The sequence below is a fragment of the Bradyrhizobium erythrophlei genome, from assembly GCF_900129425.1.
Classification (GTDB): domain Bacteria; phylum Pseudomonadota; class Alphaproteobacteria; order Rhizobiales; family Xanthobacteraceae; genus Bradyrhizobium; species Bradyrhizobium erythrophlei_C.
On record NZ_LT670817.1, the window covers coordinates 4580986 to 4595062 of the forward strand.

18 protein-coding genes are annotated in these 14077 nt (G+C 59.8%); 1 reads left to right on the forward strand and 17 read right to left on the reverse strand.

All coding sequences use genetic code 11. The features are described 5' to 3' along the window. Window positions 1–172: 172 nt before the first annotated feature. Window positions 173–1771, reverse strand: a complete 1599-nt coding sequence (locus B5527_RS21835) for a hypothetical protein (RefSeq protein ID WP_079603378.1) — start codon at window positions 1769–1771, stop codon at window positions 173–175. Next, the gene (locus B5527_RS21840) at window positions 1771–3057 is read right to left on the reverse strand and encodes a hypothetical protein (RefSeq protein ID WP_154072437.1); all 1287 of its coding nucleotides are present in this window, start codon (window positions 3055–3057) and stop codon (window positions 1771–1773) included. The genes B5527_RS21835 and B5527_RS21840 overlap by 1 nt, the downstream gene beginning before the upstream one ends. 225 nt (window positions 3058–3282) lie before the next feature. Between B5527_RS21840 and B5527_RS21845 the strand changes: the two genes are divergently transcribed. Then, complete coding sequence (locus tag B5527_RS21845; RefSeq protein WP_079603380.1) at window positions 3283–3702, forward strand: hypothetical protein; 420 nt, start codon at window positions 3283–3285, stop codon at window positions 3700–3702. 37 nt (window positions 3703–3739) lie between these two features. Here B5527_RS21845 and B5527_RS21850 read toward each other — a convergent pair whose 3' ends face one another. The 15 genes from B5527_RS21850 to B5527_RS21920 form a co-directional block, all read right to left on the reverse strand. After that, window positions 3740–6043 carry a hypothetical protein gene (locus B5527_RS21850; protein WP_079603381.1) on the reverse strand — a complete coding sequence of 768 codons (2304 nt, stop codon included), beginning with the start codon at window positions 6041–6043 and terminating at the stop codon, window positions 3740–3742. Further along, complete coding sequence (locus B5527_RS21855; protein WP_079603382.1) at window positions 6040–6318, reverse strand: hypothetical protein; 279 nt, start codon at window positions 6316–6318, stop codon at window positions 6040–6042. The genes B5527_RS21850 and B5527_RS21855 overlap by 4 nt, the downstream gene beginning before the upstream one ends. A gap of 292 nt (window positions 6319–6610) precedes the next feature. Further along, complete coding sequence (locus B5527_RS21860; protein ID WP_079603383.1) at window positions 6611–7015, reverse strand: hypothetical protein; 405 nt, start codon at window positions 7013–7015, stop codon at window positions 6611–6613. Further along, a complete protein-coding gene (locus B5527_RS21865; RefSeq protein ID WP_079603384.1) occupies window positions 7002–7568 on the reverse strand; it encodes a hypothetical protein in 567 nt (188 codons plus the stop codon). Before B5527_RS21865 ends, B5527_RS21860 begins: the two co-directional genes overlap by 14 nt. Further along, window positions 7565–8011 carry a hypothetical protein gene (locus tag B5527_RS21870; protein WP_079603385.1) on the reverse strand — a complete coding sequence of 149 codons (447 nt, stop codon included), beginning with the start codon at window positions 8009–8011 and terminating at the stop codon, window positions 7565–7567. Before B5527_RS21870 ends, B5527_RS21865 begins: the two co-directional genes overlap by 4 nt. Window positions 8012–8200: 189 nt before the next feature. Continuing rightward, window positions 8201–8605 (reverse strand): hypothetical protein, encoded by a 405-nt coding sequence (locus B5527_RS21875; RefSeq protein ID WP_154072438.1) that lies wholly within the window; start codon window positions 8603–8605, stop codon window positions 8201–8203. Continuing rightward, window positions 8602–9246: a hypothetical protein gene (locus B5527_RS21880; protein ID WP_079603387.1), complete on the reverse strand. Its 645-nt coding sequence runs from the start codon at window positions 9244–9246 to the stop codon at window positions 8602–8604. Before B5527_RS21880 ends, B5527_RS21875 begins: the two co-directional genes overlap by 4 nt. Further along, window positions 9243–9530 carry a hypothetical protein gene (locus tag B5527_RS21885; protein WP_154072439.1) on the reverse strand — a complete coding sequence of 96 codons (288 nt, stop codon included), beginning with the start codon at window positions 9528–9530 and terminating at the stop codon, window positions 9243–9245. Before B5527_RS21885 ends, B5527_RS21880 begins: the two co-directional genes overlap by 4 nt. Window positions 9531–9768: 238 nt before the next feature. Further along, window positions 9769–10011 carry a hypothetical protein gene (locus B5527_RS21890; RefSeq protein ID WP_079603389.1) on the reverse strand — a complete coding sequence of 81 codons (243 nt, stop codon included), beginning with the start codon at window positions 10009–10011 and terminating at the stop codon, window positions 9769–9771. Between the two features lie 826 nt (window positions 10012–10837). Next, window positions 10838–12247: an AAA family ATPase gene (locus B5527_RS21895; RefSeq protein WP_079603390.1), complete on the reverse strand. Its 1410-nt coding sequence runs from the start codon at window positions 12245–12247 to the stop codon at window positions 10838–10840. Continuing rightward, on the reverse strand, window positions 12244–12531 hold the full coding sequence (locus B5527_RS21900; protein ID WP_079603391.1) for a transcriptional coactivator p15/PC4 family protein: 288 nt from the start codon (window positions 12529–12531) through the stop codon (window positions 12244–12246). Before B5527_RS21900 ends, B5527_RS21895 begins: the two co-directional genes overlap by 4 nt. Continuing rightward, window positions 12528–12860 (reverse strand): hypothetical protein, encoded by a 333-nt coding sequence (locus B5527_RS21905; RefSeq protein WP_079603392.1) that lies wholly within the window; start codon window positions 12858–12860, stop codon window positions 12528–12530. The genes B5527_RS21900 and B5527_RS21905 overlap by 4 nt, the downstream gene beginning before the upstream one ends. A 73-nt stretch (window positions 12861–12933) precedes the next feature. After that, window positions 12934–13125 carry a helix-turn-helix transcriptional regulator gene (locus tag B5527_RS21910; RefSeq protein ID WP_079603393.1) on the reverse strand — a complete coding sequence of 64 codons (192 nt, stop codon included), beginning with the start codon at window positions 13123–13125 and terminating at the stop codon, window positions 12934–12936. A gap of 72 nt (window positions 13126–13197) precedes the next feature. Further along, window positions 13198–13860 carry a hypothetical protein gene (locus B5527_RS21915; RefSeq protein WP_154072440.1) on the reverse strand — a complete coding sequence of 221 codons (663 nt, stop codon included), beginning with the start codon at window positions 13858–13860 and terminating at the stop codon, window positions 13198–13200. A gap of 3 nt (window positions 13861–13863) precedes the next feature. After that, on the reverse strand, window positions 13864–14070 hold the full coding sequence (locus B5527_RS21920) for a hypothetical protein (RefSeq protein WP_079603395.1): 207 nt from the start codon (window positions 14068–14070) through the stop codon (window positions 13864–13866). Between the last annotated feature and the right edge of the window lie 7 nt (window positions 14071–14077).

The window sequence follows — 14077 nt, forward strand, 5'->3', positions numbered from 1 at the left end:
CCTTTCGGGGGTGCTGACATTCAGCCGCAACTCTCGACGCCAATCGAGAGCATTCTGACAAGGAATGGTGCGGCTTATCACTGGTCCGGGTTTCTAGGCCCACGGACAGCATCAACTGATTTGCAGCGATTGCCAAGCCCCCACCTCAGAGGGGCGGCTTTCGCGCGCCGGTTCAGATATTTTTTCGAGCGAAGGATCGGTCAACGGCCACCCTACCTGTGGCCGCGAACAGGTAGAATGCCGAGATGGCAAGCCAAATGAAGAAGCCGGTAATCAATATCTTCTCACCGTACCAAATCCATTGTGGGATAATTGCGCACGTCATTCCATATGCAGTCACTTTTTGAATGGCCCACGGCGGGTCGATGTTCGAAGTGCGCCGTTCGACCGAAGCAAACAGCCAACCCCAAGCGGCCAGGATTAAAACTACTCCAATTATTCGAAAATTCATGAACGGAACAACGACGGCGTGAGTGCCACCTTGCCCATACCTCATTTCGTGTGCGGGACCGTGGTCCGCATCGATCGGCCGATGATATCCCAAGCGCGAGGCCACAAACCCTGGCGGAATTGAGAGTATCAAATCGAGATAAGTTTGACCAAGCTTCATGGGCAATTGGCCACGCAAACTGTCTCCGGCAACGCTAAGTGGGGTCAGCATAACGGCGGACCATGTGCCCTTCGGAATGATCCTATCGATCCTATCAAACAGAACGCCCCTACCTGTAGGTTGCTGGGCAGCTTCAGCAGCACGAGGTGTCGCGGCAGAAGTGGATAATTTAGAGCCAACAGGATTGAGGTCCGAATACGATTGCTCGGCAATAGAGACAATATCGCTCAAATTCTTACCGACAAGATTTTGCCTGAGCGATTGCAACACAAAGCCAGCTGCCATCACTACGATTACCAAGGCAACCGCCAAAGCTCGAAGTGCAACAATTTTAGATTTGCTGCGCGCGAAATGCGGGGCGCCCCATCTCCAAAATAGTATCGCGCACGCAATAACCATCGGTATGGATTCGCGGTCCCCCCGAGCAAATTGGAGCCAGATGACGACGTACAAGATAGAACAGACTAACGCGACGAGCTTCCAAATTCCGGTGCGACGATTGGAGTCGAATATCGCATCCACGAGACACAGGATAATCAACGAATAAGAAACAAGTCCGAGGGACCCAAAGTTTAAAGACTCGGATGAGGTGCCGACTCCGGCATACTCCGCTTCGAAAATTGTCCTCGCCGGCGAGGCGAGCTTTGAGGCAACCAAGGCCATCGCCAGAAGGCCATAGAACCAAACAATATTTAGCGTCTTCGGTGGTACATTCTTCCAGAAGCCGTCATTGCGCCCCTCAGGTCTTGCGTAACGGGCAAACATTCCGGCCAACAGTCCGCTTACACCCGCCGCACCCAGTTCGGCCGTAAGTTTGATTGTTTCAAGATCAAACATGTACGGGTTTGTCGCGAGCCCCCATATGGTGAGATCCCCTGGTATCCATAGGTGAGCCGGCTGATAATTCCAGTCGAAAAAAAGGTACGGAATTAGGTGGACGAATGGCAGAGCAAAGAACCCGTAGACCAGAAACGAAATAGCCCCCACCGTCCCCGCAATCAAAAACGCGACTAGAGCAGCGACGGAAAGAAACAATATAAAAGCGGAGATCCATAACGGCAGAAGTCGGCCGGCAGCATAAGATGCGATCACCCCACATCCGATAACAGCGAAAAAAAGTGATGCTGCACGCAACGATAAAAACTGATGACGAATATCCATCAGGCCGACCTCTCCCCCACCAAGCCACCGCCGGAAAACATCTTCCGAACGTAAACGACGGCATACATGCATAGTTGGAGGCACTGCGCAACGAGCAGCGACGTTGCCAAGCCTGCCGATCCCCAGCCCGCATGCAGAACAAAATAAAGAGTCGCGGACAGGTAACACACGGCGCAGGATAGAGTGAAACCGAAATTCTGAGCCGTCTTACCAGTCACCCACATAAGCTGGTTTGCGCCGACCAACAGAGAGCTTGTAAAACCCACGGCAGCCAGAAGAAGAAGCGTTTGTCCGCTGGCCCGGAAGTCGATACCGAAAAGCAGAATGATCCAGTGCCATGTCAGGAAGACGAAAGCTAAAAGTACAAAACTGACCGCAGCAATGAGGCCCAGAGTGATCGCTGCGGTGAAAGCAAACCGCTGTCGCGTTTTGTAAATGACGCGGGTCAAATGTGGGACGATGAAGTTCGACAGCGCGGCCGGAACGAACAAGAATAGAGAGCATATCACATAGAACGCGCTGAAGACTGCAGTCTCGTGAAGGCCGTTTGAAGATGCGGCCAGCATGTTCAGGCAAACTAGGTGGATTGGCGTTGTCAACAACATGGATGCCGCCGTCGGGAATATAAAATTCCGCACTGGCAAGTCGGAATAAATCTGGCGAAATCCTCTACCCTTCCAAATGGTCGATCGAATTTTTGAGGGCAGTAAAATCAGATATGTCGAGCATCCCAGCATCGAAGTAAATGCCAATGCCAGGGACATTCCCGTGGCGCCGAGGCTCTTTGCCGCTAGCAAGCCCAAAACAACCGTCAAAATCGATAAAGTGCCCGTGCAAACCGCGGCATGTCTCCCACGGTCGATCGTATAGAGTGTAGCGTTGAGGACGGCGGCCGGTATCTGGAACAAAAGCAGCAAGGCAGCAATCCTGTAGAGGTCGCTCAGGCCGCCGCCTTGACCTGCGATACGGCTCAAGCCATCAGCCCCGACGAAGACCGCGGCTGAAAGAACAATCGCTACGAAAACCGCCGCTCGGAATATTGCTCGAATGATTACGGCCGCCGCCTCTTCCGATTCGACCGATTTTCGCGTGACGTAGACCCCAGCCGTGGCGGAAAGGCTGTCGATAGCGACGCTCCCGACATTTACGCAAAGCGCGTATATGAGGGCGAACTTTCCGAATTCCAACGATCCTAGGATATGGGAGCCACCGACGACGAGCCCAACCGAGGCCAATCGCTGTAAACCAAACGCCAGGACCGAGATTGCTGCGTTAATGCGGATCACTAGCCCTGGATATCCGAGAATCATATTGGTTGTAAACGCTCGGAAAGCGTACCTTTTAGTTGTTGTTGAATATAACCGGCTGCGCTTTTCGTCGGCACGGGAATGGCCGGCCGTGGAGCGTTGTTGCCCGAGGGCTGGGGTCATAGTAATAGCAACAACGGTCGGGGCGCCTCCAACGGTCCCCCTCGATCAGCGCCGGCTCGCGCGCTAGGCTGGGGTAAAGCGATGGAATTAGCGGAACGGTGGACGCGATCAAGGCAGATCAAGGTCGGGTTGGCGGCCTTCGCATTTTACTTCGCCGTCGCGGGCTATTTGAAATACACCTATGTCCCGCCGCCCGACCCGCCGAAGGATCACATCTGGCTCGAGGGGCCGTTCATCCGATATGAAGGGTCAAAGGCCGGCTATATCGCAATCCTGCCGAAGCTGGATGCTATGGCTGATCGCTCGGACGATCCGTTTCGGTCGCCGCTCATCGTATATGAAAACGACATCGCGCTAGGCCCGGCACATACCGTACACGCTGATATCGCCAACGGGCGCTTCTCGCATTGGGAGGGCCTCGGCGTGGTGTTCTCGGCCAGCGACAACAGCGATCCGAATAGCAACTGGAAAAAATACTCGGTCGGCCGACCGAAATCATAGAGGCTGCCGGCGGTCGCGGTTGGATTGGCGTGGTCTATTAGGTCGCCGGATAGATGCACTCAAAATTGACCGTCGCGCCGGTTAGATTAGTATTCGTCACCGCAACGTTTCCCGAGGTGAACATCTGGAGATTTTTCGTGTTCACAATCGGCTTGATAAGCATGCCGAATCCCGCGCTCGACGAAGTGACAAAACACTGCGCAGCGCTCGTGCGATTTGGCACGGTAACGGCCAATCCATTCAGTTGGGCAGTCGCACCGCTCGCTGTCGAGGGATAGGTCACCGAGACAAGCTGGTGGACCATATTACCGACCTGATACCCCTCTTGCGACAGGGTAAGGGATAGAGCAGCGCCGCTGCCATCTACAATAGCCGGTGTAGCGTTAAGCACAGCCGCGGGGCCACCCGCTGTGTTCAGTGCCCCGCCTAGCGCAGCCGGCACGCCAGATCCAAGCCCGCTCACATCCCCGTTGATGCGAACAGTCAGCGTATTGTTGATGCCGCTGATCGTCTTGTTCGTCAGGATGTCAGCGGTTGCCCGAGCTACCAGCGTGTCGGTGGAATTCGGCACCGTGACGGTTGCCGTTCCCGCCGGAGCCGAAAGCGAGTTGCCGTTGATCTTGATCGTATTAGGCGCGGCCGTGTCGATCGTCTTGTTCGTGAGAGTGTCGGTCGTGGCGCGAGCCACAATTGTGTCGGTCCCGGCAGGAGCCGGGAGCACGGCCGTTCCGGATGCCGTAGCTGCCGCCTGTACCGTTGTGGCGCCGGATGAGCCGTTGAAAACCGCAACTCCGGCAATGCCAAGCGCCTGGAAAGTCGTTCCCGAAATTGTCGAGCTATAGAGCGCTGTCGGAGGAACCGTTGCTGACGTGCCGGGCGGGCTGCCGCCAAGGTTAACCGCCGTCATTCCGGTGACGGTTTGCGTTGTGCCGGATTGCCAAAAATTATCCTTGTAGGACAGCATATCGTTGCTGTTGGCGAACGTTGCATTGACCGCCGTGCCGCAGCCACCCGACAGGTAGGTTGATTGCTGGATCGTCGCGTACAGCGTGTTTTTCAGAAACACACCGCAGCGGACTCCGTCTAGATCGGAATTGCTGATGGTCAGCCCCTGCAACTGTGCGGCTGGGCTAATGAAGAAGCTGTCGGCAGCGCCGGACGATCCCTGTTCAGTTCGCACGTTCGCAAATGACAGACGATATCCGGCGACAAGCCCAAGATTGAATGTTGCACTGCCCGTCGTGACTGAAACAGGATTGGAGGGCGTAACCGAACAGACGCCGGGATTGGCGATCGACACACCAGCAGGAGGCGCCTGAATTACACCTCCGACAGCGTTTAGAACTTGAAGCTGGATAGGCGTTGAGCAGGTGCCACCAGCGACTGTCAGCATCTGACCATTGGTATAGCCAGCGCCCCCCGAGACTACGGCAGAAACAAAATCAGCAGCTTCCCCTCCGGGATAGTAGAAGCCGTGTGTGCCGCCGTTCCACGACTCGTAACCGTCGAAGGTCGTGTTTGTGAATACGACACCGGGATCGACCAGGATTACTGGATGGGTGCCGCTGCCGATGTCGCTGACCAGATACATGTCAGAAAAATGATAGTGATCGGCGCTACCGTACCAGTGCGGGTTCATCCCAATATGAAGAGGGATTTGAGCCTGAAAATAGACATTGGATACAGTAGTCGTATCGCGACCGTGCGAGTAAATGCATTGCGATCCGGCGCCTCCGGTTAATTGCGAAGCACTTCCAAGGACACCGCCCGAGCAGAATATGTCATGAGCATCAAAGTTCGAGACATCATACCACTGCACCATGACCTTGGTGTGGGTCGTGTCGGTTGACAGGATCGACAACTTGCTGATGCCGCCGCCGTAGATTTCGTTGACGCCATTCGACCATTGCAGAAACGGGCCATCTGTCGATGGCTGGAATTGCAGCGCCGTCGAGAACTTACTTGCCCCTTCGAGGTAAACCCCCTCTTTGGTGAAGTTGATCGCGCTGGCCTGCGTGAAATTATAGGTGCAGTTGTTCGGGAACAACACGCGGACGGGGCCGGAGACGGAGTTGACGGCGGACAGGAGGGCGGCGGTGTTGTCGGAAACGGTGCAGCCGCCATGCTGACTTTCGATGGTGACGCCCGGGATGCCGTTAGTCCCGAATTGCGCCTCCAGCGTCGCGAACGGGATCTGCTGCGATGGCCCGGTGTCGCCCGGGTGTGCGCCGAGGCGTCCTATGACGGTGTTGTATCCGACCGTGGGAAACTGCTGTGCGCTCGCGGTAGCGATGCCGACGAGCGAGAGAAGCCCGGCGAGGGCAAGCCTGATCCTGCTCATCGCGGCGCCCTCGCCACGGCGACCGCGCGCGCTGCGTCTGGGTTGGCTTCGAGCGTATCGCTGATCTTCGTCTGCAAATCCCAATACGCGAGCGGCGGCGGGGCAATGAACGTGCTAGGCGCCGCGAGGTCTACCAATCGCGTGATTTCCGCGACTTCGGCCGGACTGAGCTTGAGCGTGATATCGGGCGCGGCCTCCTGGGCGAAGGCAGACGTAGCCGACAGCCAAACGGCAATCGCGAGAAAATAGAAACATAGAGATGCTTTCGTCGGCATGGCCGCGCGCCTTCTGGATTAGAGGGACCGATGCGAACGCGCTGGCTGGGCGTCGTTCAGACTCATCGGCCGTATCCAGTGACGGGGGCCGCCATAACTTCTCTTGCGAGCGCCGTATCCGAGTGATCGGGGGCGCGGTTAGATCAAACTTGCGGCCGTGTCCCTTGCAGGGGGCCGTTACGCTTTAAAGAAAAAGCGGACTGGTTTTCTCCCCGCACACCAGCCCAAGCGCGGATGAAAGGACGCTCGCACGCCCCTGAAGTTCTGAATTTATGGGTTTCGATTTTGGCGGTCATGCTGGCGCTGCCTCTTGCGGGGTGTGCTCAGCGCGGCCTCGGTATGTCGGCGACATTTTCAGGGCGGCGACGAGCGACGGGTTGAGCAGCGCAAACGTCGAAAAATTCTGCGCGTAGACGTCGAGAAATTTGCCGTCTGGCAGTTTCTGCGCTTCGTGCATGATCTCATAGGCCTTGTCGCAGGCGGGCTCGACAGCCGCGATCATCTCTGCAGTGAGCCAACGGCTATCGCGATCGGTCATCCTGTCCAGGTGCTCAAGGTATTTCAGCCTGAATTCCGCGGGAATTTTCTGAGCGAGCATGCGCTTTGTTGCTGAGACCATAACGAGCGTATATTTGTACCCATTCGGGGTAGCACTCTCGCGCAAGAATGCCTCGATGCCTTCCTTAGTTTCCGGCATGGTTGGCCTCATTGGCGCGGCCCTCGATCACTACCGGCGCCGGCAAGCTGAATTTTGCGCAGAGTTCCGCGATTCTTTTCATGACCTGAGCGGTCTCGGCAAACGCCGGCGTGGCGTCATGGTTGACCTTGACGACGGTTTCAAGCGGCATGGTTCGATCGAGCACCATCGCAATTCCGCGCGCGTGATCCTTTGCCTTCGGATCCTCGATCAGACGTGACAATGCGCTGATGGCTCGCGGCGCGCTGCTGCGAATGTACTTCTGATCTTCCTCCGCGATCGCGGCGAGCACGCGCTCGTCATGCGCGAGGCGGCTGGCGATCGTCGCCATGGATTGCGCGGATGATTGCGGCGTGCCGAAACCAGCAAGCTTGGCGGCCTTCACGCGGGCGCCGTGGCCGGGCCGCACCGTGTAGAGCGCGCGCACGAAAGCCCGGTGACGATCGGTCGGCAGTGCCAGCATCGCCGGACCATCCTTGGCGTCGACAGGATCGAGCGGCGCCAGTTCGCGGCGCTTGCCTCTCGTTCGCTTGCTGGTCGGCTTTTCGGTCATGCCTGGCCGGCCGGCTCTACGGCGACCAGCTTGTCGAAAGCCGCTTTGCGCGCCGCCTGCTGCTCAGGTGGAAGCTCGCTCAGGAATCGACGGGTCTGCGCCGCTTTCGGCAACGCGCCCGAGCCGTCTTCGTATTCGCGGCCTGTTTGCGGGCAACAATCGCGCATGGGCGTCGCATTGGCGACGCCGACTGCGACTTCGTCGGCCGACGCACCCCGCTGCTCCATTTGGCGCTGAACGCGCCGACGGGCCTCCGCGTCTGTTTCATGCTTTGGCATGTCGGCGGCGCGGTCGCGCTCTCGAATGAAGTTCGCGGTTTGATGCTCATGCGACGTCGCACCTGATCCGACCTCGTACAGTCGGCCGGTGGTCGGACAGCGCGCGGCGACGCTGGGATCGCCGAGAGAGAAAACCAAGCTTTCAGAGTTCGCAGTGTCGGCCATTTTATGTTCCTAGGTTGATGGATTGAGCAGCGGGACTAAGAGCGGCGCCGTAGCCGCCGGCGAGCGATGTATTCGGCAAAAGGCGCAGTTGCTGCTGGGCCAAGAGCCTTTTCCGACGTTCTTCGTCAGTTTCGGGTTCGCCGGGCGATGACCCGCCGAGACCGATCGACTGTGCTGCCGGCGAAAAGTTCATTCGTCGTCCTTGATGTTGGATCCCAGGATGATCGACAGCGTCCCCATGGTTCGGCGTGCTTCCTGATCGCCATCGAGATATTTGGCGACCCACCCGCGATCTTTCATGAGCGAGGCCTTCTTGTGCTGGGCGAGTTCGTATTCCTGGCGACTGACCGGAGTGCGGGCGCGCGCCTGCTGTAGAACCTCTTCTGGAACGCCCATGCCCCTGAACGTGTCCAAGGTCTGTTCTCGGATCGCGTCAGCCGACGATACGGCCCCTTCCTTCATGCCCTCGGGCACCGGGACGCCTTGCCCAAAATGAAACGTGATTTTCTGTGTGGCCGGCGCGGCATCGGCCGGCGTCTTGGGCGCCATGGTACCGGGTTGCTGAAGATCGGACGCCACTACTGGTTCGGTCATGCCGCTTGCTCCGCTTCGTCGGAAGGCTCGGGATCGGCGACCGGCTCGCTCTCCATAAATTCGATCAGGCGACGGCCGCGATCTTCGACCTCTGCCGCCAGCCCGTACGGTGCACCGTTGGCGATTTTTCGCAGCGGCCCGATGATCCTGCGGTGTTCGTTGATACCGGGCTGATCGCGAGGTCCGGCTGCGCGGTCAGCAAGGGCCGCGATTGATCTGGTGCTGAGATAGCTTCTGGACAAATCGCCGAACACCGCGGCGTCGGCTCGATCGAGATTGTGGACCGCGACCTGCAACGCGGCGGTGGCCTCGTCGACCAGCTTGGCTGCCGCCTGCAGGTTAGTAAGGCGCTTGTTCGTATCCGCGATGCGCTCGGCTTTCTCGCGCTCCAGCCGCACGCGATCGTCGGCGCGGCGCCTGCTGACCATCGCGGCGATGCGGTCTTGGTGCACGGCGATAGCACGGCGCTGGGCCTCCAGCTGCTGATCAATGGCATCGACGGCGCCGGCGTAATTTTCGGTCAGCAGCGCGGCAGCGCGGTCACGCTCGAGATCCGCGATCTTGGCTTCCGTCTGCGCCAACGCGGCCTCGGCGGCGCGCCGGGTGTCGTCGGGGTCGGTGCGGAGGAACGGGAGTTTCACAGCTTGCCCCGCTTCTTCAGGCCAAGGCGCTCGGCATGAGCCGGATTTCTCTTCCAAATCGCATCGACGGCCGCCTGATAGGCGTCCTCGCCCTCGGCCTTCCGTATCGCCGCCAGATGGTTGATGCTTTCGCGGCCGGGAGAGCCGACGCCCTGCTCGATGTAGTTGCCATGCCCATCGAGCTTGGCGTCCTGACCGAACACGATCAAATCCTCGGCCGCTTGGTGCGCGGCGCGCTGCTCGGGGGTAAGGACCTGCATCTCTTCGGGTGTAAGGGTAACCATCGGTTTTCCTTCGTTCTGGTGTTAGGCTGCTTTGCTGGTGCGCTCGGCGATGCGCTGGGCAACGTGATCGATCAAGATTTTGCGGATCAGGTTTGATAGGCCGCGGGATTCCGCCGCGGCCTGATCTTCAAGGGCTGTGCGCAACTGGCCCGCTACCCGGAGAGTGATTTGGTCGTCTCGCCTTTTCATGATTGAAGAATCGCACTGCATTGACTTGCCAGCTACGTCCTGAAGGACTCTATTTGCGCCGCCACCTCTGCCATTCGGACTGCATCAACGTTTCGCGTTCGGCATCGACCACGAATTCAGGCTTCAGCGCCAACGCCTCGCATAGCTCTGCTTCCACTTTCGCCCCGAGCCGTTTCTTCCGGTTCATCACCTTGTTCGTGTAGCCGGCCTTCCCCAAAATTCGGTCAACCGCTGAATGCGACAAGCCAAGCGAAACGATCCGCGCCCGGAAAATCTCGACCTTGTCACTCATCGCAGCGAACCAGATTTTGAGAAATCGGCGCCGCCAGATTTCTCAGACCCGGACCGGCCCAAATTTTGGAGACCGGACCGCGCCCGGGGAATTTCTGGAAATCCGAAGACGAGTTGGGAAACAGGGCCGCGTGCCCCAGTGTCAACGTCGATTATCGGGCGGCCTAATAGGTTCCGGCCCCCACCCACCCCACCCGGCCTCGACGGCCTGGCAACCCTGCAAATATCGCCAAAACCCACGTTTCGCGAGCGCTCGGATGCCTGGTCGCTCGCGCGCCCTCGCGCATCCCATACTGTTACAGTTGCTTCGCTACGCCCATAAAGCCCTTCCCGCTGATCATCAGACAGGTGGCGTTGATGCTGCATTTCGCTGTCCTGCAGCGGTTTGAGCGGCATGCGGACACAATCGATCGGCGGCCGGGAAGCACATGGGATACAAAGACCGTCGGAAAGGCGCCGGTGTGCTAGCGCCCTCGCCGCTGTGTCGGTGCGGTCGGGCAGCGGCAGCGCATGCCTGGGCGAGTGCAAGAGGCTCGGCAAGGGATGGCTGGCGATCGGGGAAAAAGGCTGATCGTTGACTATCAACACTGCGTTGAGGCGGATGAGGTCAATTCCATCCCTGTTTCGCCTGCCCTTCCCTTGCTTCGGGTGGTGCACCGCGGGGCCGCCAAGGCCCAAAGCGGGGCTACTACCCGCCGGGGGGTATGGGGGGATAGAACACAGGCCCAACGCAGGGGTGATCGTATGGGATAGCAGGGGTGATCGCAGTAGGGATCGCAGCCGGATCGTAGGGCAAAAAGTTAGGGTCGTAGGGGGGATCGTAGCCCTCATTTTACGCTCCCGTTCGTTGGTTCTGGCGCGGCCTTTCGCGCCACCCGTTTTGTGCCGCGGGATGGCGGGCCGAACGGCACGTTCTCAATCTTGCCGGTGTGAAAAAGTCGCTGCTGCGCCGCTGCGAACGCCTTCATCGTGGTGCCCTTGGCGTCGGGCATGTCGGCAAAGACTTTCGGCGCGTGGCCCCTGCCCGGCAGCGCAAAGACGTTGACGCCCTGCACGGTGCAGGCGTCCAGGCAGTCGAGATAGGTCTGATCCACGTTCGAATAGGCAGCCGCCAAGCGCGGGCCGGTGGCGCTGGTCTCCAGAACATAACAACCATCTTCCCAGCGCAATTTTTGCTTTTCGCCGGGCGGGCCGTAGTTGGTTTTCATCACCTCGAGCTCGCGGCCCGTGCTGCCGTCCTCGTTGTCGGTCGATCGCAGATACAGGCGGGCCCGGGTGGCGTTCTGCCAATCCATGCTGCCGCCCCGGCCGGTGCCGCTGGTGAGGCCTGAGAGGCTGGGATGGTCGAGCAGCAGCACGGCGCAACAAGCGTCCCGCGCCAGCCGGCGGAACAGGCTGACAAACATGCGGGCCTGCACGCGATCGTTCTGGTTGCCGCCGAACGTGGCCGCGATGCTGTCGACGATGACAAGCGCGGGGCGGATGTCCACCGCAGCGGCGTACAGCGCGTCGAACAGCGCCGTCGGCACCATGGCGCCGTTTGGCCTCGAGATGGCCAGCAAGCAATGGTCCGGGTCGGCGAAGTGAAAATGTAGCCGCTCGATGTCCGCGGGCTCGATGCCGCGCTTACCCGCTACCCGGGCGAGTCGCCGGCGCATCTCGGCCTCGGGCTCCTCGGCACTAAAAAAGATAACTTGGCCTGTCTCACAGGTGGTGCCCAGCCAGTCGCCAAGGCTATGCTCCACCGAAACCGCCAGCTGCAGCGCAACGGTGGTTTTGCCGCCACCGCCATCGCCGGAAAGGATCGTGGCGTCGTCCGCGGGGATCCTGTTCGTGGCGAGCCAGCGCATGGGCGGCAGCGGCACGTCGCGCCAAGCCGGCGGGCAAACCAGCGTGAGCGGCGCCGCCGGTGCTGGCGCTTGATCGGGCTCGCCGTCGATCGGCAGACCGTACGCTTCCGGGCCGTCGGCCGCGGGCGGCTCGTCGGGACTCATCATGCGCAGTTCTGCGCGGGCCGTGTCCCGATCGCGAGGGTCATTCAACTCCATCCGCAACCGTGCCGCAGTGGCACTCGCTCGAATTGCGAGCTCGTCGGCATCGCAGAAGAATTCCGGGCCCTCGGGCGTATCCTCGCGGTGGTGCTGGTCCATCGTCAGACCGCACCGTTCGCAGGGCCTCGGGTCAATCTCGATCGGAGCCGGTTCATCCTCAAACGCGGCGGGCCTGAGGGCGCTCATTCTGTTGCCTCGCTGGCGCCGTCGCTATCGATCAGGCCAAGCTCGCGGGCCTTCGCCAGCGCCTTGGTGAGGGCGTCGACGAGCTCGGGCAGCCGGCGTACCACCACGGCCAAGCCCTTCGGCGTCGGCACCAGGCGGCCTTCCTTCATCGCGTGGGTTCGCAGATCGACGAGGTTGTGGCCCTCATAGGTCGAGAGCGAAACAATCACGGCGTCGTGCCGGCGGTTTTTCCAGAATTTGGAAATGACGACGGGCTCGTCGAGCGTGGGCCTGCGCGCGCTCATGGCGTGATCCGATCCAGCGCTTCCCCGATCGGCGATGTGGGTTCGCCCTGGCTGTTGCGCTTCATGGCGCTGCGCATCGCCGCGAGGTCGGCGCCGTGCTGCAGGGCGAACGAAATTGCGATCGCCGCGTCGGACGCGAGGGCATCGAGCGCACTGTTCGCGTGGCCGGCATTGATGAATATTTCGCCCACCCTGCCGTCGGCATAGTGGCCGGCCGTCATTGTGAAGTCGGCCCCGCGGTGCTCGAAGGCGACGGTTTCGCAGGCTCGCCGGTCCGGCAGGCGTTCGCGGCCGGGCTTGTCAGCGGCGCTGCTTTGGCATATTTCCATGGTGCTGATCCGAAGTTGTGCTGATCCGAAAACAACGAAAGCCGCTCCCTGGCCGGGGCGGCTTTTTCGTTTCTTAGGCTGCGGTCTCGATGACGCGAGATTGCTGCCACCGACGGTTTTCACCGACGGTTACGCCCTTGCGTTTTTCAGAGAGCTGGATGAAGCGCGGCCCGTTGCCGCTTGCGATCAGCCGTTGTCCGGTGCTGCGGGAAAAACCGTTCAGCTTGCACCAGTCGTCAAATGACATCACTCGATCGTCGTCCATAGCGGACCTCCATGAGCATCCTTGATGCTTCATCGGTACTCGCAGCGGGGACGAGCGCGCAGGAGACTTGTACTAGGGCTTTGCCCGGCTTCGTGTCACTCGGAGTGCCTTAGCAATCTCCGCGCATTGGGCGGCTTTGCTATGGCGGCGGCCACCTTGATCGCCGAGGAGGTTGTCATTGATGGCGATGATGAATTCTTGGAACCATGACGGCTTTGACCGGCGTTCATCGTAACCGGCACCGGTGGCGGTCGGCGTCAGCCCCACCCTCCGGCAGCACTCGGCTACACTGTGCACGAAGAGCGGCCACGGATTTTGCAGATCCGTCGGCTTGCCGAGCTGATGGATGCCCCGAAGGCGCCTTTCAGCGTCAGCAGCGAGGGTTTCCAATTCGTCGAACCTCCGAATCTCGCTGAGTCGGTCGTCGTAAATCCTGCGGTCGAGTTTTGTCCATGCGTTTGCCGCCTTGCGCAGGCTCTCCGCAAGCTGCTCGAGGTGAGCCAATTGTCGTTTGCCCGGTCGACGCACCGCGGCCGCAGTCGCCGCTGCTCTTTCGATAGCCGAGCGGTTTGTCAGGTATACGGAACAACAGGAGAGAACGGGTCTTCGCAATTTATCGGCTAGAAGTGTTTCCGGAAGACATGACGATATCCTGGCCCATCGCTCATCGCTTATGGAGATAAGTTCAACACTCGACTGCCGATCAGGCGCGGCGATGCCTTTACGCGCACTCATCGTTTAAGCGCGCGCACGCTGCTGGAGTAGATCATAGCGCTTGCGGATGAACGACGCGCTGTCTGCCGGCATAGCCTCGCCGTGCTTGCGTAGATAGGCAGCCTCGGCCTCAGTACGCACCGCAGCGAGCTGGTCAGAACTCAACGTGCCGAAATCCTGGTCAGCCGTAATGCCGGCGCCCGACAGGACGGCCTTTGCTTCGTGCTTCATCTGTCTC

Bases quoted from the DNA above. Each gene is read 5' to 3' on its own strand.
- B5527_RS21835 (WP_079603378.1), bottom strand. From the start codon at position 1,771: ATGGATATTCGTCATCAGTTTTTATCGTTGCGTGCAGCATCACTTTTT.
- B5527_RS21845 (WP_079603380.1), top strand. From the start codon at position 3,283: ATGGAATTAGCGGAACGGTGGACGCGATCAAGGCAGATCAAGGTCGGG.
- B5527_RS21850 (WP_079603381.1), bottom strand. From the start codon at position 6,043: ATGAGCAGGATCAGGCTTGCCCTCGCCGGGCTTCTCTCGCTCGTCGGC.
- B5527_RS21855 (WP_079603382.1), bottom strand. From the start codon at position 6,318: ATGCCGACGAAAGCATCTCTATGTTTCTATTTTCTCGCGATTGCCGTT.
- B5527_RS21860 (WP_079603383.1), bottom strand. From the start codon at position 7,015: ATGCCGGAAACTAAGGAAGGCATCGAGGCATTCTTGCGCGAGAGTGCT.
- B5527_RS21865 (WP_079603384.1), bottom strand. From the start codon at position 7,568: ATGACCGAAAAGCCGACCAGCAAGCGAACGAGAGGCAAGCGCCGCGAA.
- B5527_RS21870 (WP_079603385.1), bottom strand. From the start codon at position 8,011: ATGGCCGACACTGCGAACTCTGAAAGCTTGGTTTTCTCTCTCGGCGAT.
- B5527_RS21875 (WP_154072438.1), bottom strand. From the start codon at position 8,605: ATGACCGAACCAGTAGTGGCGTCCGATCTTCAGCAACCCGGTACCATG.
- B5527_RS21885 (WP_154072439.1), bottom strand. From the start codon at position 9,530: ATGGTTACCCTTACACCCGAAGAGATGCAGGTCCTTACCCCCGAGCAG.
- B5527_RS21890 (WP_079603389.1), bottom strand. From the start codon at position 10,011: ATGAGTGACAAGGTCGAGATTTTCCGGGCGCGGATCGTTTCGCTTGGC.
- B5527_RS21895 (WP_079603390.1), bottom strand. From the start codon at position 12,247: ATGAGCGCCCTCAGGCCCGCCGCGTTTGAGGATGAACCGGCTCCGATC.
- B5527_RS21900 (WP_079603391.1), bottom strand. From the start codon at position 12,531: ATGAGCGCGCGCAGGCCCACGCTCGACGAGCCCGTCGTCATTTCCAAA.
- B5527_RS21905 (WP_079603392.1), bottom strand. From the start codon at position 12,860: ATGGAAATATGCCAAAGCAGCGCCGCTGACAAGCCCGGCCGCGAACGC.
- B5527_RS21910 (WP_079603393.1), bottom strand. From the start codon at position 13,125: ATGGACGACGATCGAGTGATGTCATTTGACGACTGGTGCAAGCTGAAC.
- B5527_RS21915 (WP_154072440.1), bottom strand. From the start codon at position 13,860: ATGAGTGCGCGTAAAGGCATCGCCGCGCCTGATCGGCAGTCGAGTGTT.
- B5527_RS21920 (WP_079603395.1), bottom strand. From the start codon at position 14,070: ATGAAGCACGAAGCAAAGGCCGTCCTGTCGGGCGCCGGCATTACGGCT.